22 protein-coding genes are annotated in these 18,744 nt (G+C 47.7%); 14 read left to right on the forward strand and 8 right to left on the reverse strand.

Translation table 11 applies throughout. The features are described from left to right. The first annotated feature begins 252 nt into the window (after window positions 1–252). Window positions 253–639 carry an acyl-CoA thioesterase gene (locus BS639_RS22735; protein WP_055771730.1) on the forward strand — a complete coding sequence of 129 codons (387 nt, stop codon included), beginning with the start codon at window positions 253–255 and terminating at the stop codon, window positions 637–639. A 12-nt stretch (window positions 640–651) separates the two neighbouring features. Here the strand turns inward: BS639_RS22735 and BS639_RS22740 are convergent, their stop codons facing one another. Further along, on the reverse strand, window positions 652–1,341 hold the full coding sequence (locus BS639_RS22740) for a VIT1/CCC1 transporter family protein (RefSeq protein WP_055771733.1): 690 nt from the start codon (window positions 1,339–1,341) through the stop codon (window positions 652–654). 265 nt (window positions 1,342–1,606) lie between these two features. Between BS639_RS22740 and BS639_RS22745 the strand changes: the two genes are divergently transcribed. Then, complete coding sequence (locus BS639_RS22745; protein WP_055771736.1) at window positions 1,607–2,182, forward strand: C40 family peptidase; 576 nt, start codon at window positions 1,607–1,609, stop codon at window positions 2,180–2,182. A gap of 68 nt (window positions 2,183–2,250) precedes the next feature. On the opposite strand, the gene BS639_RS22750 is transcribed toward BS639_RS22745, so the two are convergent. Continuing rightward, window positions 2,251–3,114: a pirin family protein gene (locus BS639_RS22750; RefSeq protein WP_055771739.1), complete on the reverse strand. Its 864-nt coding sequence runs from the start codon at window positions 3,112–3,114 to the stop codon at window positions 2,251–2,253. A 366-nt stretch (window positions 3,115–3,480) separates the two neighbouring features. On the opposite strand from BS639_RS22750, the gene nac reads away from it, so the two are divergent. The 9 genes from nac to BS639_RS22795 all read left to right on the forward strand — a co-directional run bounded on the left by nac (window position 3,481) and on the right by BS639_RS22795 (window position 12,118). Beyond that, the gene (nac, locus tag BS639_RS22755; RefSeq protein WP_084984402.1) at window positions 3,481–4,404 is read left to right on the forward strand and encodes a nitrogen assimilation transcriptional regulator NAC; all 924 of its coding nucleotides are present in this window, start codon (window positions 3,481–3,483) and stop codon (window positions 4,402–4,404) included. Window positions 4,405–4,652: 248 nt separating this feature from the next. Further along, complete coding sequence (locus BS639_RS22760; protein ID WP_084984403.1) at window positions 4,653–5,048, forward strand: acetyl-CoA carboxylase biotin carboxyl carrier protein; 396 nt, start codon at window positions 4,653–4,655, stop codon at window positions 5,046–5,048. A gap of 13 nt (window positions 5,049–5,061) precedes the next feature. Continuing rightward, on the forward strand, window positions 5,062–5,844 hold the full coding sequence (locus tag BS639_RS22765) for a LamB/YcsF family protein (protein ID WP_084984404.1): 783 nt from the start codon (window positions 5,062–5,064) through the stop codon (window positions 5,842–5,844). A 173-nt stretch (window positions 5,845–6,017) separates the two neighbouring features. Beyond that, window positions 6,018–6,767 (forward strand): SDR family oxidoreductase, encoded by a 750-nt coding sequence (locus BS639_RS22770; RefSeq protein WP_055771750.1) that lies wholly within the window; start codon window positions 6,018–6,020, stop codon window positions 6,765–6,767. Window positions 6,768–6,803: 36 nt separating this feature from the next. Continuing rightward, complete coding sequence (locus tag BS639_RS22775) at window positions 6,804–7,514, forward strand: amino acid ABC transporter permease (RefSeq protein WP_084984405.1); 711 nt, start codon at window positions 6,804–6,806, stop codon at window positions 7,512–7,514. Between the two features lie 6 nt (window positions 7,515–7,520). Next, window positions 7,521–8,273: an amino acid ABC transporter permease gene (locus BS639_RS22780; protein WP_084984414.1), complete on the forward strand. Its 753-nt coding sequence runs from the start codon at window positions 7,521–7,523 to the stop codon at window positions 8,271–8,273. A 9-nt stretch (window positions 8,274–8,282) separates the two neighbouring features. Then, window positions 8,283–9,020 carry an amino acid ABC transporter ATP-binding protein gene (locus tag BS639_RS22785; protein ID WP_055771756.1) on the forward strand — a complete coding sequence of 246 codons (738 nt, stop codon included), beginning with the start codon at window positions 8,283–8,285 and terminating at the stop codon, window positions 9,018–9,020. Window positions 9,021–9,112: 92 nt separating this feature from the next. Beyond that, the gene (locus BS639_RS22790) at window positions 9,113–9,952 is read left to right on the forward strand and encodes an ABC transporter substrate-binding protein (RefSeq protein ID WP_084984415.1); all 840 of its coding nucleotides are present in this window, start codon (window positions 9,113–9,115) and stop codon (window positions 9,950–9,952) included. A 783-nt stretch (window positions 9,953–10,735) separates the two neighbouring features. Beyond that, window positions 10,736–12,118 (forward strand): hypothetical protein, encoded by a 1,383-nt coding sequence (locus BS639_RS22795; protein ID WP_084984406.1) that lies wholly within the window; start codon window positions 10,736–10,738, stop codon window positions 12,116–12,118. A 308-nt stretch (window positions 12,119–12,426) separates the two neighbouring features. Here the strand turns inward: BS639_RS22795 and BS639_RS22800 are convergent, their stop codons facing one another. After that, window positions 12,427–13,713 (reverse strand): site-specific integrase, encoded by a 1,287-nt coding sequence (locus tag BS639_RS22800; protein ID WP_084984407.1) that lies wholly within the window; start codon window positions 13,711–13,713, stop codon window positions 12,427–12,429. A 32-nt stretch (window positions 13,714–13,745) separates the two neighbouring features. Beyond that, window positions 13,746–13,994: an excisionase family protein gene (locus tag BS639_RS22805; RefSeq protein ID WP_017490893.1), complete on the reverse strand. Its 249-nt coding sequence runs from the start codon at window positions 13,992–13,994 to the stop codon at window positions 13,746–13,748. Window positions 13,995–14,440: 446 nt separating this feature from the next. On the opposite strand from BS639_RS22805, the gene BS639_RS22815 reads away from it, so the two are divergent. Both BS639_RS22815 and BS639_RS22820 read left to right on the forward strand, forming a co-directional pair. Next, window positions 14,441–14,695 carry a hypothetical protein gene (locus BS639_RS22815; protein ID WP_084984408.1) on the forward strand — a complete coding sequence of 85 codons (255 nt, stop codon included), beginning with the start codon at window positions 14,441–14,443 and terminating at the stop codon, window positions 14,693–14,695. A 148-nt stretch (window positions 14,696–14,843) separates the two neighbouring features. Then, on the forward strand, window positions 14,844–15,137 hold the full coding sequence (locus BS639_RS22820; RefSeq protein ID WP_084984409.1) for a hypothetical protein: 294 nt from the start codon (window positions 14,844–14,846) through the stop codon (window positions 15,135–15,137). Window positions 15,138–15,411: 274 nt separating this feature from the next. Here BS639_RS22820 and BS639_RS22825 read toward each other — a convergent pair whose 3' ends face one another. The 4 genes from BS639_RS22825 to BS639_RS22840 form a co-directional block, all read right to left on the reverse strand. Next, on the reverse strand, window positions 15,412–16,068 hold the full coding sequence (locus tag BS639_RS22825; protein ID WP_084984410.1) for a hypothetical protein: 657 nt from the start codon (window positions 16,066–16,068) through the stop codon (window positions 15,412–15,414). A 259-nt stretch (window positions 16,069–16,327) separates the two neighbouring features. Further along, window positions 16,328–17,146, reverse strand: coding sequence for a hypothetical protein (locus tag BS639_RS22830; protein ID WP_084984411.1), 819 nt, complete (start codon window positions 17,144–17,146; stop codon window positions 16,328–16,330). A 10-nt stretch (window positions 17,147–17,156) separates the two neighbouring features. Then, window positions 17,157–17,792: a 3'-5' exonuclease gene (locus tag BS639_RS22835; RefSeq protein ID WP_084984412.1), complete on the reverse strand. Its 636-nt coding sequence runs from the start codon at window positions 17,790–17,792 to the stop codon at window positions 17,157–17,159. Window positions 17,793–17,825: 33 nt separating this feature from the next. Then, complete coding sequence (locus BS639_RS22840; protein WP_084984413.1) at window positions 17,826–18,347, reverse strand: hypothetical protein; 522 nt, start codon at window positions 18,345–18,347, stop codon at window positions 17,826–17,828. 135 nt (window positions 18,348–18,482) lie between these two features. Between BS639_RS22840 and BS639_RS22845 the strand changes: the two genes are divergently transcribed. Next, the coding region (locus BS639_RS22845) for a hypothetical protein (protein WP_139804171.1) at window positions 18,483–18,744 on the forward strand (262 nt) is incomplete at its 3' end.

An 18,744-nucleotide genomic window follows, 5' to 3' on the forward strand; every position in this document is an offset into this window, starting at 1 on the left:
ATTAACATATTGTGGTAATTGGCAAGGTTGTTGACTCAATTTTTTGTTTAAGAACAAAAATTATCACCGGAGCGGTCGGGGCGCAGGGAAGGTGTAAAACATTGCAAAATACGCAGTAAAAACAGCCATTTCATTAAACATTTGTGAATAAAAAATCAGTTGATTTAAACATTTTTTTAACATAGAAATTAACGCGGCTGAACTATTTCTGCCTGAAATTAATTTTACTGTTAGTCATTTAAGGGAACTGTAATGTTTATAAAAAAATACAATGTTGATGAGAAACATATCGATTTTCAGGGCGTGGTCGATGGTCTTTACTACCCTTTCTATATGGAGTGGGCGCGTCATGCCTTTATGAAAGAGGCGCTGGGCCTCGACCTTGAAGATGAATTCAAACAGGGCCGTATTCATATGGTGCTTGAATATTCAATGAAATTCCGTAAGAGCCTCATGAAAGGCGATGTTATGGAAGTGACGTGTAAAGTCATGAAAAACGAGAAAAAAAACCGCGCTAATTTTATTCAGCAAATACTTGTCAACGGCGTGGTCTACTCGGAAGCCACCTTTATTGCGGCATGCCTGGTTAACGGACGCCCCATCGTTCCAGAAGCGGTGTTGGCTGCTATGGAGGAGTGAGTCTCGCGAGATTTAATTCGCAAGTGCGCTAAAAATAGTCCCGACCGCTGAGGAGAGACCCATCGCCAAGGCACTCCAAAATGTCACTCTGACCACGGCGGGAAGCAAAGGCGCACCCCCCGCCTTGGCGGCAATACCCCCCAGCACGGCGAGCGAAACCAGCGCTGCAATCGCAATTGAGGGCAGCGCCCAGGCTTTGCCTGCCAAGATGGCGACCAGCAGAGGTAAAAAAGCGCCTGCTGAAAAACTCATCGCCGAGGCCCAGGCGGCCTGAAGAGGGCGCGCGGTGGTAATATCGGATATGCCCAGCTCGTCACGCGCGTGTGCGCCCAAGGCATCATGGCTCATCAACTGTGTTGCCACCTGCCGTGCTAGCGCGGGGTCAAGGCCACGACTCACATAAATTGACGTCAACTCATGAAATTCCCCCTGATAGTCTGCCTCTAACTCGTCCTGCTCTTCCGCCAGCGCGGCTTTTTCGGTGTCTGACTGTGAGGATACTGAAACGTATTCCCCCGTCGCCATCGACATCGCTCCGGCCACTAATCCCGCTACGCCGGTCAATAAAATGCTCTGATGCGAGGCATTCGCCGAGGCGACACCCATCAAAAGACTGGCCGTAGAAACAATGCCATCATTTGCGCCCAGTACTGCCGCCCTGAGCCAACCAATTTTTTCAATACTGTGCGGTTCTCTGTGCATTCTTTATCCATTATTTTAATTGATAAACTGTCATCGAGGTTATTTGCTCATTAGAGTGGCCTCGCTGAGGCGAAACGAAGTTTCTGATAAACCTTTAGCACGGCATGTTGTAGGACACTTTCCCTGTTTTAAGGCAATACCCTTTTATAAGTAAATTAACGTAAATTTGCGTAATTTACAGTAATGACTCGATAAGAATGTTTAGCCGCAGTCCAGTTTGGGTTATAAACCGTAAACCCTTGATTAATTGTTCGGTTCACGCCTAATGAAGACCTTTGCGTCATTAAAGAAAATTCTGTGCATTTCGTGTGTGCTGCTGGCAGGATGTGCTTCAAAGCCGCCTGTAAATAACGCCAATTTAAACGACACTGCCGATAATATAAGCAAAAGAGAGCAGGAGTCTGATTTAATTTCTGTAATAGCTGCCCTACACGATCAAATGCATTCATGGCAAGGTACGCCTTACAGCTGGGGCGGCACTAAATTATCTGGAGTGGACTGCTCGGGATTTGTCTGGCGAACGCTGAAAGACAGATTCAATCTTCCTATGGACAGAGTGACGACCACCGAACTTATTCAAATGGGCAAGCGGGTGAATCGTAGCCAGCTTCAGCCCGGTGATCTGGTATTTTTCCGTATCGACCGCCAACTGCACGTTGGATTTTACGATACCCAACAAAACTTCCTGCACGCCTCTTACAGCAAGGGCGTGATGCGATCTTCGCTTGATAATCCCTATTGGAAATCAGTATTTCTAGAAGCACGTAGATTGCCGAAAGAATACGACGCGCAAATTACCCTGAACTCAAGAAGCCATGGAAATATGTTAGCCAAAAACTGATTGCAGGTTTGTTTTAAAAAGGCCGGCAGCGGCCTTTTCTTAGAATATCGCACGAGTTTAAACAGACTTTAATGATCGTCTAATTTGACGTCAAACTTTCCGGCCTGATAGTCAAGAATAGCCTGGTTAATTTCCTGCATGCTGTTCATCACGAACGGGCCATGAGAAACAATCGGTTCACGGATTTTATCGGCATGGCCAAACAGTATCACGGCATCGTCGACAGCGGTAACGGTCACGCTGTCGCCTGCATCGTCGAGCTCAATCAGGTGCCATGCCTGCGCCTCATCATCGCCAATCTGCAAACGGCCTTTCACCGTGTACAAGAATACTTCGCGCGCTGCGGGTGCGCTTAAGGTAATTTCACTGCCTGCGGCAAGCTGGACCGTCATCATGGTGACGTCGGTGAGGGTGTTAATTGGCCCGCTGACGCCTGCCACTTCGCCTGAAATCAAACTTACCGACCCTTCACCGTGACTCAACGGAATCTGCGGGATTTCTGCCGCCTGCAATCCGACGTAGCTAGGGGCGGTCATTTTGAGACGCGCGGGTAAATTCACCCACAGTTGCAGGATCTCAAGCTCTCCGCCCTGTTTTTTAAATGATTCAGGAGAAAGCTCAGAATGGATCAGCCCAGAACCGGCGGTCATCCACTGCACGCCACCGGCCCCAATAATACTCTCATGACCGCCGGTGTCTTTATGGGAAAGCTCGCCGCGCACAATGAAGGTCACGGTCTCAAATCCACGATGCGGATGCGGGCCAAAAGGCAGACCTAAATTATCCGGTGCATAAACCTGCGGACCGTGATGGTTCAGGAATAAAAAAGGATCGAGATGTTCCAACTGTGGCCCCGGAAGCGGTCTGCGCGTTTGCAAATCGCGGATGTCGTCCCGATACGCTTTAACCTGTTGCTTGATTTGGCGGGTCATTATTCTCTCCAATACTTGCTGGTGTGGCTTATCAACACAGCCTTCTAAGCATTATAGCCAAGCGGAAATGGAGTTATTACCAAAACGCGTTAAATGATTGATTCATTCGACGCATTATTGCGCCCCTTTTAGGTGCAGGTTCATCAATAAAGAGGGCAATAATTCCCTTCCAACGTGAAGAATCAGGCGGGGCATCCATTGCAATTGCTTATACTTAATGCCCGAAATTGACCGCGATTTTCCCAACGTTAGCGCTATTTGTTATTTCACGAGCTGAGTGGCCTGAATATTGCTTCGCTATTAGCCGTAGAAAGATTACCGGGCAGTGCACAGATAAGTCAGTAGCGTTTAACAACGGGGTCGGTCATGAATCTTAGGCGTTTAAAGTATTACGTAAAAATCGTGGATATTGGCAGCCTGACGCAGGCGGCTGAGGTGCTACATATTGCGCAACCCGCACTCAGCCAGCAGCTGGCGGCGCTTGAGGGCGAGCTTGATCAGCAACTTCTCATCCGCACCAAGCGCGGCGTCACGCCGACCGAAGCCGGAAAAATTCTTTACGCCCATGCCCAGACAATTCTTCGCCAATGTGAACAGGCGCAGAGTGCCGTGGACAACGCCGGCAGCGCGCTGAGTGGTCACGTCTGCGTCGGACTTGCGCCTTCTACCGCGGCGTCACTGCTGGCAATGCCATTAATTCAGGCAGTTAAGGCCCAGCATCCGGGTATTGTGCTGTATCTCAATGAAAACTTTGGCTCACCCATGAGTGAGCAGATCATGAATGGGCGCATGGACATGGCGGTGATTTATGGCGATCGTCAGGTGCACGGTTTGTCATTCGTTCCGCTTATGAAAGAGGATCTCTATCTGGTGGGGTCGGCGCGGGTCACGACGCCCGACATCACCGTCGAACTCGCCGATGTGGTAAAGCGCGACCTGTTCATGCCTCGACCTTACAATGTTGTGCGCAGGTTGGTGGATGAAACGCTACAGCGCGAGAAGTTGAAGGCCAATATTATTGCGGAAATAGAATCACCTTCTACGCTCAACGCGGCGGTGACGAGCGGGTTAGGGGTGACCATATTGCCAGAATCAGCAGCGCGCGAAATGGCCGCCCAGCCCGGAGTGTGGCTGTCGCGCATTGTTTCTCCCGGTATTCAGGCACCGCTTTCGTTCTGCATGTCTGACCATCTTTCCCTGTCGCCACCGGCACAGGCGGTAAAAGATATTATGCTGTCTCTGATGGTAAAACGTACCCAGGACAACCGTCCTTTGATGCTGGTTCATTAAGCATTGAGCCATTAATAAGAGAGCCTTATTACCACACAGGGAAACCCTCTTTCTGGCTGAGAATACGGCGCGCTACAGTTGCCGTTATTCTCGAAATAGCCCAGGAGAGGGTGAGTGTATGCTTGTAGAAAACATCTCCCGCTCCCCATCCCGCGCTTTTCATGCCCCGTTCTCGGGTGAATAACCACGTCTGTCCAACTTATAAACAGCGCCGATCGGCAGCGACACGCGCGTAATCAGGGTGAAAAATGATAGCGATTAACGAAATCCGCAAAATTGCTCAAAAGATGCAGGCGTCCGGGTTGGGGAAAATAGAGATCAATGGCAAAAACTTTTCACTGCGGCTGCACTTGGCCGGCAGGGGTTCACTGTTCATGGCCCCTCGGCCCAAACAGCGACGGATGATTAAAGCGCTACAAAAAGGACGGTTCTGGAGCAGGCATCCGCTGGAGGAAAAACGCGCAATAGAAGAGGGTACCAAGGTTAAAGCCGGAGACAGCCTGGGTTTCTTGCAGACCGGCGAGCTGTTGATGCCGATCCGCAGCCCGGGAGACGGTGAAATTATCCGCTTGGCAGTGAGTAACGGCGACCGCGTTGTGCGCGGCAGACCCCTTTTTACACTTCTTCAGACCACGGCCTCATAGCGGAGACAAAACGATGAGATTTATCGATTTAAACGCCGATCTCGGCGAAGGTTTTGGCGACTACCGCATTACTGACGATAGCGCCCTAATGTCCATCATTAGCTCCGCCAATATTGCCTGCGGCTTTCACGCCGGTGATGCGGTGATCATGGCTGCAAGCGTGGCCAAGGCAAAAGAGCGAGGCATCGACCTTGGTGCACACGTCGGTTTCCCCGATTTGTCAGGTTTTGGCCGCCGCCGTATGCAAATAGAGACTGCGACGTTGGCACAGTATGTCATTTATCAGCTTGGCGCGTTGGCAGGATTTGCCCGCGTGGCCGATTATCCGCTCACTCATATGAGTTTTCACGGCGCACTGGGCAATATGGCGGCAGAAGACGAGGCGCTAGCCATGCCGCTGTTGCGCGCGGTTCAATCTTTTGACCCCAGACTGATTGTCAGTACCACTGCGGGCAATGCGATTGAACGCTGCGCGCGGGTGTTGGGTATGCCGGTTGCCTGCACGCTGCTGGCCGACCGCGCTTATCACCGCGACGGAATGCTGGTGAGTCGTGCCAAACCGGGTGCGGTGATACACAGTCCAGAGCAGATAACGGCCCGCATCCGCCAGTGGTTGACGGACGGGACCTTGACTAGCATTGAAGGCGTGGCGATCCCAATGCCTATCTCTTCCATTCTTTTACACGGTGATACCGAAGGTGCAGTAGCGCTGGCGAAGCAAATCAGGCAAGAAATCGAAAACACGCCAGGCTGTGAGATTCGCTCTATTTCACGCCAGCGGGCTGCAAATGTTTAACGATTATGCGCTGTATAGCGACGGTGTGCGTTCGATTAGCGGGGTTCATAAGCGGGCCTTATTGCCACACACCCTTTCAGTCTTATCCGTTTACGCCGTTACCCGATAGATTCGATTTAACGCCCCGTTAAGCGCCAGGCTGGCATTAATGGAAATTTCAAAGAGGAAGTTTTATGCCGTTTTCAGATTATAACGTCGCATTGGTGACAGGTGCTTCAGCCGGAATGGGTGAAGCCATTGTTGAGCGTCTGTGCAGTGAAGGGCTTACCGTTCACGCCGTCGCCCGCCGCGAAAGTGAACTCAAGGCGCTTGCCGCACGTACTGGCTGTATTCCTCACGTCATTGACGTTAGCGACGTTGGGGCATTGACCCGCTTGTGCAGCGAAATTGAGGTTGATGTGCTGGTAAACAACGCCGGTATTTCACATCCGGGTTCGATTGCCAATGCGAAAGAAGAGTATGTGGACACACAGGTCGACGTCAACCTGCGCGCGGTGCTGCATCTCTGCCGCCTCACCGTGCCGGGGATGATGGCGCGCGACCGTGGGCACATCATCAACATTACTTCTATTGCCGCGATTTATAACTTTGGAGGCAACTCGATTTATCACGCCACTAAAGCGGGTGTTCACGCGCTTTCACGCCAGCTACGCGTTGACTGCTATGGAAAACGCGTTCGCGTGACTGAAATATGTCCAGGGCGGGTGGCAACCGATATCTTCGGCAACGTGTCTGGCGATAAAGAAGGGGCGAAAAAGCAGTTTATTGAGGGTTTTGAGCTGCCAACTGCCAAAGATATCGCCGATACCGTAGCCTTTGCACTGGCGATGCCGGTTGCGGTCAATATTGGCAATATTGAAATAACGCCCACCCTGCAAGTGCCCGGCGGACTATCAACTATGCGACCTGATGACGTTCGCTAAGTTTGGCAATGGCTCAACGGCTGAAAGGGGCACGCAATGGCAGCAGTGAAGAACGGTTTTGATATAGCGGCAGTGATGCAGGGCCAGTATGGCGACATGCTGATAACCGGCATTGAATTGACGTTAAAGTTGGCAATGGGCTCGTGGATTTTGGCGATGATTTTGGCGCTGTTGCTGGTGATTATCCGTTTGACGGAAAAGCGTATCGCCGTCGCGCTGGTTAGCCTCTATGTCTCTTACCATCGTAACGTTCCCACGCTGGTGCAGCTGATGATGTGGTATTTCGCTATTCCAACGCTGTTGCCGCAGGCGCTGCAGGATTGGATAAACGATCAGAATGCCGAGTTTATTTTCTCGATGGTAGCGCTTGGCTTGTGTCAGGCCGCGTACTTTTCCGAGGATATTCGCAGCGGTCTGCGCGCCATTCCTGCCGGTCAAACCGAGGCTTCCCGCGCACTCGGCATGAGCTATGTGAAGTCGATGCGACTGATTATTCTGCCTCAAGGTATGCGTAACGCGCTGCCGTCGCTCATCAACCACACGGTATTGCTGTTTAAAAATACCAGCCTTGCGATGGTCATTGGTGTGGCCGAGCTGACCTACGTGACGCGCGAAATCGAGAATATGACGTTCAGGACCTTTGAAATTTACCTGGTGGCCTCGTTGGCGTACCTATTTTTCTCACTGCTGTTAATGGGCGGCGGCGCATTAATCGCCAAACGTTTTCAGCGCGCGATGGCGAGGTAAGTGCAGGTGGCTGATTTATTGAGCATTGTGCATCAATACTGGATGCTGTTTTTAGTTGGGCAGTATCCGCACGGTTCACTCGGTGGCTTGGCGAATACGCTGCTGCTGTCAGTGGTAGCGATGCTGTTCGCCTTTCCATTGGGGATTGCGTTGGCGATGGCGAGAATTTCGCCTTTCAAGTCGGTGCGCAGCGTCGCGGCGGTGTGGGTGTATGTCTTTCGCGGCATCCCGCTAATGATGGTGGTGTTTTGGACTTATTTTTGTGTCCCCATGCTGTTAGGACACGATATCAACGGGTTCGCGACCATGGCCTGTACGCTGGTGATTTATGAAAGCGCCTACATCGCCGAAATCGTCAGGGGCGGTATTCAGGCGTTGCCCTCCGGCCAATACGAGGCGTCGCGGGCGTTGGGGATGAGCTACTTCAAAACCTTCAGGCTAATCATTCTGCCGCAGGCGTTGTACAACATGCTGCCAAGCCTGATTAGTCAGCTGGTTTCTATTATCAAGGACAGCACATTGGGCTATGTCATCAACGTGCAGGAGCTGACTTTTGCAGCGAATCAGGTCAGTAACCAACTGTTGACCAAACCTTTTCAGGTCTTTGCGATTGTGGCGCTCAGTTACTACATAATTTGTGCAAGCTTGACCTGGCTGGCCAATAGGCTGGAAAAGCGCATTGCCCGGCAACGTACACGTCATCAAGGGGGGCAGTCACTGAGTGCGACTGCTGCATTAACCCCAGAAATTACCCAATAAGGAGCACAGATGACCCCGCTAATTATGTTTAACCAGGTCAATAAATGGTATGGCGAATATCAGGCTCTGACCGACTTGAGCGCGGAGATCCGCAGCGGTGAAGTCGTGGTGGTGTGCGGGCCTTCCGGCTCGGGAAAATCCACGCTTATTCGCACGGTGAATCGCCTTGAGCCTATTCAGAATGGTCAAATTCTATTTGAAGGGCTGGACATTAACGGTACTAGCACGCGGCTTAATCAACTGCGTACCCGAATTGGCTTTGTCTTTCAGAACTTCAACCTTTTTCCGCATATTTCAGTGCTGGATAACGTGATGATTTCTCCTATTAAAGTGCTCGGCGTGCGTAAGGCGCAAGCGCGAAAAGAGGCGATGGCCTTGCTCGAGCGAGTGGGGCTGGCACACAAAGCCGATGCGTATCCCTTGCAGCTCTCGGGTGGGCAGCAGCAGCGCGTGGCGATAGCACGAGCACTGGCAATGAAGCCGCCGGTGATGCTGTTCGATGAACCGACCAGCGCACTCGATCCGGAAATGGTGGGCGAAGTGCTTAACGTAATGCGTGGTCTGGCGCAGGAGGGGATGACCATGATGTGTGTTACTCACGAAATGAACTTTGCCCGTGAAGTGGCCGACACTATTTGGTTTATGGATGCCGGTAAAATTCTGGAGAAAGCGCCACCGGAGCGCTTCTTTACTCGGCCTTCGCACGAACGTGCTCAGCGTTTTCTCAGCGATTTGAGGCAACATTAACGGTTTGGCGGGGGAGTGGGTACGCATTATTTTTTGTAATTAATTCGTGACGTCGTCACTTAATAGTAAAACATCATCGGGGTAAGATGCTTATGAAAATAAAAAGTTTGTCGTGGATCCTCCTGTTCAGCCCATTGGCATTAACCACGTTGGCAACAAAGGCCGATATGCTGAGTGACATTCAGGCGCGCGGCCAGCTCAATTGTGGCGTGTATTCTGATGTGCCGCCGTTTTCTTCACCGGACCCGCAAACGCGCCAGTTAGCCGGAATGGACGTGGATTTATGCACCGCGCTTGCCAAGCAGATGGGCCTCAAGTTGAACCTCATGCCGACCTCAGTTGAGGCGCGCATTCCGGTGCTGACCACCGGCCGCGTTGACGTACTGATTGCCAATCTGGCTTATACCAAAACCCGCGCCTCGCAGATACAATTTAGCGACCCTTACTATGTGGCGCAGGAGAATTTGGTGGTTAAAGCTCCCAACGCCGCAGAGCCGAAAAGCTTCTTTAAAGGCAAACGTATCAGCGCCACTAAAGGCACGACTTCAGAGCAGTCTATTTATCTCGCTGGCGCGAGAGCCATTACCTTTCAGGATACGGCGTCTGCCTATTTGGCACTTCAGCAGAACAAATCCGTCGGCTTTGTGACTAACACCATGACGGCGATTAAAATGATTGAGTTGGCGAAGAACGGCGGTGTCGATTTGGCGATGACCTCATTCCCTATGGCGCTAGAGCCGATTGGCATTGGTATGAAGCAGGGCGAACCGGCGTTGTTGGCCAAGGTTAACGCCAGCCTTAAGACGATGGACAACGAGGGTACGATAGACAAGATTTGGGACAAATGGATTGGACCAAATACTGCTTATAAAATGGTGCGCCAGGACAAAGTCCAGCCGTTAAGTGCATTGAAATTCGAACCGCTGCAATAGTGAAGTAAACCGCAAAGGTGGATTTAGTACTTTCCTCACGTTGACCCTCCCAAAAATCGGGGAGGGTGCTTACTGCAATCTCTCTCCCCAAACTCTGCCGCCTCAATAATGTTATCCTGTGAATAATAAATAAAACCTCAATAGCTTGGAGATTAAATTTTAATGCCAGTTTAATAAAGTTTCCATCATTATTCATACAAGTGAGGAGAACTTCTTTTGTGTAATATCACTCTGGTTATTCTAAGATGTATTTATATCATGGATGCTTATTTAACCGCGTTCATCTTGGTAATTATAATTTAAATTATTTTATTGATTGATATGTGAGCTTTATTTTAAGGGTGTTCATCACCAAATGTGAAGACTTACCCGTTGGGTATTATTGAACATTTGAATAAACATATGGAAACAGCGGCTAAATTATAGATGCGTAATAATCACTTTAAGAATTGCGAACTGCATAAACATACTGTGCGTTTACTCTTTTCAAATAGACCTAAGCCCTGCGGGGTTCATGTGAGAACTGTCATGATTAATTCAATAAGCTCGATCAACGTAAATAATGTCTCAGCTCAAATATCATCACCCACTCTGCAAGCCCATCAGCGGTGCGACTAATACACCGGTAACGCCGGTTTCCATGATTCCAGTTGGAACACCCAAACCGGAGCTTAGCCCCTTACAGTTATTTTCAAAGCTTACGACCTACAGCGCGAGTGAAAGCAAGGACATAATTCGCTCTTTAAATGGTATGTTTGCTGAAAAAAATAAAACCCTAGGGATGTGTTAATTAAAATTATTGAAACGTTAATTATAGGAGCAAGTCACGCTTCTCATTTTGAAGCCCTGTTATTAGCTATAGATAATGGGTTGCGTAAGAATGACCCTGATGTTGTAAACCTGTTTAAAAGATTAGCAGAGGGTATTGAACAAAAATTGTCAAAAATTGACTCAAGGCATAAGTTGCCGTTTTTATCAACTTTTTTGCCTCACGAGTCTACGCTTGCGCCAAAGGAGTACCCGGAATTACGCAAGGTTATACATAAACAGAAAGGCGAGCTCACGCAGATATATAAAGTGAGAGAAGCAAAACGCCAGGCGCTGCAGCAAATGGCTCAGCAACTGAATCCCAGCTGTCTTGAGTGGAATATTTCTCCCTTTAAGTTTGATTATAAAAGGGGTATCCACATAAAGACTTATCACCTGAAGGATACTCAGGGCAGGACTTTTGAGGCCACGTTGTTGCAACCCGAGAAGCCGATGAGTGATGTAGATGTACGTGCTATTGTTGACACCACACAAGGTTTATACCCAGGTAATGATGAGGTCATCGTTGAACAGAAAGTTTTATTGCCCACCGATGGGGGACATAGGTCGGCCATTATCACCTTATTTGAGCTTAGCCATTTAAAAACCTTTGGCGAATGGAGAACGCAAGAAAATCAGAAAATGAACCAAAGCTTTGATGGCGCAGTGGCTGCTTATATCAATAAGAAAAAAATGGTTACAGATATTTTGAATGAATTACAAGTTCTCTATCGAAAAATGTCTGAAATCACTGCATTAAAAGGCAAAGGTTACAGCTATCTTAATTTTGAAAACATATATATTGTTAAGGGTTATTCATCAGCATCAATATGCTTCAATCCCGCTCCCATTGTCTATCAACAGCTTTACCTGAAGGAGTATAGTAACAATAGTGGTAATGCGCATACGCATGTAACAGGGGATAGCATGAATGCCAATGGTTACATCGCATCTGAAGTGAGAAATAATCTGCCAAAAATAAAATCAGATATCTACAGTATGGGGGCGATCTGGGAAAATATATTTGGAGTGGATGTCAACGGAAATAATTATCCTTATTTAAAAACAATAGGAAATACTATGGATAACAGAATATCCAGGAGATCGACAATATTTGAACTATTATCTTCGCTATCTACTCCAGAAGTACCTACTCTTGAAGTCTTACGGACAATTTTAAATAAAAATAAGCCTAATGAGGAGAAGGTTACACTGTTTAACCATGCCGCAAGAGAGTGCGAAAATTCAATAACATATTCACCTGAAAATATTCTTGAGGCGACTGCCATGTATTTGGGGAGTGCGTCAAAAAAACTATCATTGATCGATAAGATGAAGGAGTGGCCTAAAATTAATTAAGTCAACAAGATTTTTGAAAAATAATAGCCGCAATGCCAAGCTAAATATTCAAACGGAGTGAATATTGCCAGATTCCTATTATGCCTGTTTATATCAGGTTATTCGGCGTTTGATGAGGGTACTTTTAACAATTTATTTTGCACACTCCCCGCCTGACTAGCGGGGTGGTTCGGACCGCCTATTTATTACCTCACCGTAATACGTGTTTTCCGTACTTGTCAGATAGCTTCGCGATCGCCTCCGCTATATCTTAATCACATTAAGCGCTAGTGATACGATTAAATATATGATATTAATGCGTATTGTCGCTACCCGAAATTCCTCTGGGGCATATGCGGGGCATTTTGGTTAAATCCTGCATTCATTATCGACATCTGGTCTGCGTTATTCTCACTCATCCACTTACCATAAACGTTGTAAACCATCTGAGCAGAATTATGGCCCATTTGATTGGCGATAAAATTTGGATTCACGCCTGCACTTAACGCCCAGCAAGCAAACGTATGACGAGTCTCGTATGCTCTCCTGTGTCTTATGCCTGCTTTTTTTAATGCATGAGTCCAGGTTGAACTGAAAGAGCCTGGCGAGTAATAAGCGTTGTCACAACCATTTCTAGACGAAACTCTGGGGCAAAATACGAATGTGCACTCATCAGTTCTCGTCTTGCCAAACTCCCTAAGATTAACCTCAACAGAAACTTTTTTTCCCATTTTGGTTAAGGGGATCTGGCTTTTTAAGGCTTCAATCGCTCCATCTGTTAACTTGATAACCCTTGTGCTGCTTTCCGTTTTTGGTGGGGTGAAATGCCCTGCAAAAGCCATGTTTCTGGTTATTTTCGCTGTCCATTCCTTTGTGTCGATATCTTCCCAGGCGAGGGCATATAGCTCTCCATGCCGTAGCCCCGAGTTGATTGCAAATTGCCAGATATTCCTAATTTGCTCTGTTGCCGCCACGCCCATCAGTCTGAAATACTCTTCTTTCGTTAGTGGGTCTGGGTCTGAACGAGATTTCTTTAATGGCGCGACGCCATCAAGTGGAGATTTTTCAATGTAGTTGTTTTTTTCAGCAAACAAAAATAGGGAAGTAAGTATCGACATGTAAGCGTTAACGGTCCTTACCGTTCTGCCTTTTTTATCAAGCGTTCTGGCCTTACTGCTAACACCAGTGAAGTGATGCCCGGTCAACAACTCCTTTCTTAGTCCCAAAATCATCTCATAGTTGATGGAAGAAGCCAGTCTGGTTTCACCCATTGTCTCCGCGCAAATATTCAACAAAGACCTGTATACGGAAATTGTCTTTTTTGACACCTCCATTTCCTTTAATCCCAGCCACTTATCCATCAACTCCTTGAACGTGATCGACTGGTTTGCGATGCCAAGTTTTTCTAAGTTTCGCGATTGAGGGAATTTTTCTGCGTAGTTGAAGTTACCCGTCTTGATTGAGTAGACGATGGAATTTCTCAACTCTGAAGCCATCTTGCGGTTTTTGGCAGTGTCAGGTACACCTAAAACCTCCCTAAATCTTTTCCCTTTGTACATAAACCATATGCGTAGTAACCCTCCGTGGTTTTCTACGCCTGTATATTGTGCTGTCATTTTGTTGCTCCTCAATTGAAAGGCGAAGCTATTTAAGCAGATATCCTCCGTCTTATCGCTGGCCTTTGTCGCTCAACCCAATTATCAATCTCATGCCGGTTATACATGATCGGGCTGTTTTGCTTCGGATTTAGGTCAGGCGCCACGTGCCGGTACTCTCGACCCTCCATCCAAGAAGTTCGTCGGGCGTGTTGAATCATGTGTTTGGTCATGCCAGTGAGAGACATAAGTAAGTCTTCGGATACCCACTTGCTCGGGTTCATTTGAATTATGTTGTCCATAAATCCTCTTCTATTTACCCTCAACCACTCGATGCACAATTACGTTGAGCCATAGCCAAGCCTCATGCTTTGGTGGGCATAGTGGCTTAGCCTGGCTGGCGTATTTGTCGAGCAGTTCGCGGAAGGTGTGATTGTTTGATTTACTGCGGAGTTCGGTGATGAGTTTCTTTGCTATAGCGCGGGCGGCGTTTTCACTTTACTCAGGAGTCATGAGTTACTCTTAGCTTGAATATTCACCAGACCTCTTTAATGGCCTGTGTTTAAGGAGTACTCCTCATAGAGAAGGGGGGGCTTTGGACGGCAAAAAGCTCAATGGTGAACCCGCCGTCCCTGTCTAAATGAGGAGCGCAAAAGTTAAATGTGTAATCCACTGCTATACTTTTTTCAGAGTGGGAATAATCTTAATTGCGTTAATTGGGATACTTCACCTATTCACGAGTGAATCTATGCCCGATATGAACATTGTTTGTGAAAAATGCAAATCTGATAAATTTGATGTGAAAGTTGCAACGACTATGAGTGATATCGTGTCTTCAATGACATGTTTGTACTGCGGTCACCCTGTTAAAGTAAGTGATATAGTATTTTTCATAGGTGAGGTATATCTTTCAAATGTCTATGAGGCTCCTGTAAAGTTGAAGGTTAGTCGCACTTTAAATAAGGCAGCGTATGGCTTTCCAGCGAATGATGCAGAAACCTGATTCAGCATGAATTGCTATCAAAACAGCCACTGAATTTAAGGCAATCTAGTAAGTTGGAACGTACTATTCGCTACCAATTTCGCCGCTATTAATAATGCTGGCAGAGCAAATGTCAGCATGCCCTCCGCTTAACTAAGTGTTTAAATCGATGAAAAATCAAGCTGTTGGTGTTCTCTGGTTTAGAAACGTAATCGAATATTCTGAGTACAGAAAACTCTTTACTGACACTCATACTCTGCCCGAAAGTTACTCTGAATGGCTTCTAGATGCTGAAAAAGTAATACAGCTCTATGAAAATGAAGAGGTTAACATTTTCAAAGTGGAGGCTGAGCCCATAGACTTTCGATGTTGGTGCATTTTAAATGGCCAGTCTATTGATTCAGAAGGGCGGATAGCGTTCGCAAATGCAAAAGCTCAGGAGTGTGCTTTAAAGAACGGCTGATCTTTATAATCAATATGAAAACCTCTTGAACTGAACTCATGCCGCTCTACTATTATTTCACCTAACGAATTAAACCGAGCACTTAAAAGCCTCTATAAAGATTTGCGCTGCTTCAGGACTGATAGCGTTCCGTAGGCGCGATGTCGTCCCACTCGGTTGGTAATCCCATGAGCCAGCGGGAATGTGCCCGGTTCAACTGGCCGCCACTTTCCATCGCGGCACAGCAGCCACTGGGCCGCATATGGGTTAAATTAGTTGTAGTAGGCCGCCATATTCAAGCCTCATCATCAACGCGTTTAAACTCAAGGACCCATACCCACGGGTTAGCCTGCCAGCTTTCCGCTCCGTATATTGACTGCCACAGCTTGCTGTAAGCGCTAATTGGGTAGCGTTCCCACTCATGCCACGGCCAGCCACAATTATCGTTACCAGGGTATCCGTCACGGTCAGGAATGCCGTATTTATAGAGGCGCCCATCCTTAGTTATTTCTGACAGCCCCTCAGCGAGAGCATCGTTTTCATTGATACTATTCAACCGCTCAACGCGCATGCCGGTGATTTCCAGCGTGATACGGCTGGCCCAGCGCGGCATGTGGTTTGATTGACGCCAGCGTCCACCTTTAGGCCAGTCGTCAGGAGTGGTGGCACGGTAAGCCATATCGTGACTGTACTGGTCTATGTTGCAGCGCGCCCACGTCTCACGCACCCACAGCCGATCGCCAATCTCACCGAATGGGCATTTAATATGCGCAAAATTACGATTTGTTTCACAATCATTGCTTCCAGCTCCGAACAGGGCGCCTTTCCATTTGAACCCAGAACTGACTGTTAACTCGGGCTGCGGATTAATAATCCGCCGCGTTTGCGTCTTGCGACTGCTGAGAATGGCGTTAACCATTTCGGCATTGAAGATGATAGGGCGCTCTTTCATGGCTTCACTCCATCTATTTCAGAATATCGGCGACGCTTGTAAGGAGATGTTCCAATCAGGTCATCCACTGGCACCCATTCATGATTCTGTCGTCCTCCAGTGCAGTTGTAGGCCAACCCATAGCAGAACTTTCCCTTATCTACATCCCAATCTCGAAACATAACGCGTGAACTGATGCGCTCATGTAAGACACCTTTTATCAACTTCTGGTCGCCGTCCTTCCGTGGCTGTCGCGATGGTGCGCGTCTGATATGAATTTTCATCCCTTCACCCCCGCACGCATATTGGCGGCCAGCCATTCAAGCGCCATTACTGGCACGCCAATATTCCCAGTACCTTCAAATTTTTTGATGAGGTGAGCAATACCCATCTCCACACCCTGCGCCTTGAACTCAGCGATAGCAGAGGACGTATTCGGCACGTGAATTGTTGCTGAGTAAGCGCCGATATCATCTTCGTATGACTCTTTCAAAAACTGGTTCTCAGCCACTAACTTGTCGCATTTATCCCGGTACTGATTAGCAAGCTTGGTTTCACGTTTTACAGCTTCATTGGTTATTGCAAGTTGTTCCATTAAAGTACTGAGTGAAGCTGCCAACTTGTCATTGTCAGCCTTTAGTACATCTCGCTCAGCCTCAGCCTTAGATAATTTCTGAACTGGCGTAAGGCCTTGGGTGCGCTGCATTGTTATGGTGAGAGGTCCAATATCTTTATGTTCAAAAAGCATCTCAAGATAGTTAATTGCGCCAGACTCTCTGAATTGGTCTGCAAAAGATTCAGCCATTAATTGGATAGCAAAACCGGAAAATGTGAATCCAAAACCACCATCAGGTTGAGGCTCTGCTTTATTAAGTTTCACCTCTCCGGCTAAAAACTCACCAAGGTTTTTACCGGCAATTTGTTCCGTGTTAATCCCATTAAAAGCATTAACGCAGGCAACTATCCTCTGGATATTTGCGCGATGTTGGTCTTTCTCAAGAAGATTTTCAGTGGCCCGCAGAAGAACGAACCCATCATCCCCTAACACCTGGTCATCACACTCATGCCAAAGGCCTGATTTATAATTGTCATGCTTCATGATCCGGTCCTTACTTGAAATGTTTAGGGGCGGGAATTGTTTTACCGTCGTTCATCATGTAGGCCGTTGCCATTTGCTCTGCATCGTTCATTGCATCGTGCAGCGAGTGATGTTTAACAACGGGGAAGCACGGCTGGTGGTCTTTGATGTAACCCTTACCGCCGCGCACCATTGCATCGATGTAGGTCCTGATATCTCGCTTACCGTTATATTTCCACGGGCATTCAATGCCGTGAGCCCGATAGGCGTTTTCAAGAATGGAGCCGTCAAAGTCAGGACCGCGAAAGAATATGCGTGCGTCTGGATGCTGGGCTATCCACTGTTTTAAATTTGATAGCGCCTCACCTAAGCTGACGCGTTCACCGGTAAGTGCTTCGTGTGCTTCCTCGCCCTGCTTCTTCCACCACTCCTGGGTGGGCACGCTAACTGTGCGACCTGAAATTAACTGATCGAAGGAATCGGTACGCCGGTAAAACGCAAACTGCAAATGGTCCTGCAGTTCAGGGTCTTTGGTAACGTCCATGATTGCCTGCTGCGTTGCATTCAAGTCGGTCACATCGAAAGCAAAAGCGCCAATCGAGAGGATTAGTGCCGTATGGGCGGTGTCCATCGTTTCGGTATCGATGGTGATTACGTTCACTGTCATGGGTATCTCCACAATTCCTGTCTGCAAACAGGTTTAGAAAGGTTTTACTTCTTCCCAGCGATTGAGGAACTGGGCGCGGGCTTGGGCTGGATTGAGGGGGCAGATAGCGAAATCAGCAGGGGTTATACCTTCCAGCACTGGCCACACGGTCCCGTCATCCAGATCAAAATCACGGCGTTCGGTGGCCAGCATGATTAAATCTGCTTTCTTCACCTCCGCGCTCATTGAAAGCGGTAGGCAATACTTCAAGCGAATGACCTTATCTAGCCGGTCTTCAACGCGCTTATAGTCCGGCAGCAGCAACTTTAGCGGCGCTGGAATATCTTTGATAAACGCCTCTGTCGCATCATGAAGCAGCGCTTCCCAGGCCATATGCTTTGGCACGAGAAGACTAGCCAATACTGAATGCTGGGCAACGCTGTAGAACTGAGGGATTTGCCCGTTAAAGCGGCACTCATGAGAGAGGCCTTGGGCGATGCTGTCTTTATCAAAAACGTGAGGGCAAGGATTGGTGTAATCCAGGTGTTTACCTGTAAATGTTTGTAGCCATGTCATAGAAATCTCCACAAGAAAAAAGACGCCTGCAAGCGCCGGTAACACTTCACGATTTATCCCCTTAAGGGGTGACTTAATGTAAAAATGAATGTATATAATGAATTTTATTTCACTATCTTATTAAAGGTATCTTGAATGAATGAAGATTATTATTTTCTCGGTAAAATAAGCACATCAAGCGAGGACGGGAAGTTAAAGATAGAAGAAATAAAGCCCCTCACATTAGTTGATGTTGAGTTTTATAACGGACAAAAAGATTTAATAGCTAACTTCAATAGCGATTTTATGCTAATGGAATATGTTGAAAGGAATTATAATTCTTATAAAAGTTATTTGTTTAAAAAAATTGAGGATGTCGGAAGAGAGGTTGGGATATTAAATAACTATCCTTTAAAAG

Origin of the sequence: Rouxiella silvae (assembly GCF_002093625.1) — a bacterium.
GTDB lineage: Bacteria > Pseudomonadota > Gammaproteobacteria > Enterobacterales > Enterobacteriaceae > Rouxiella > Rouxiella silvae.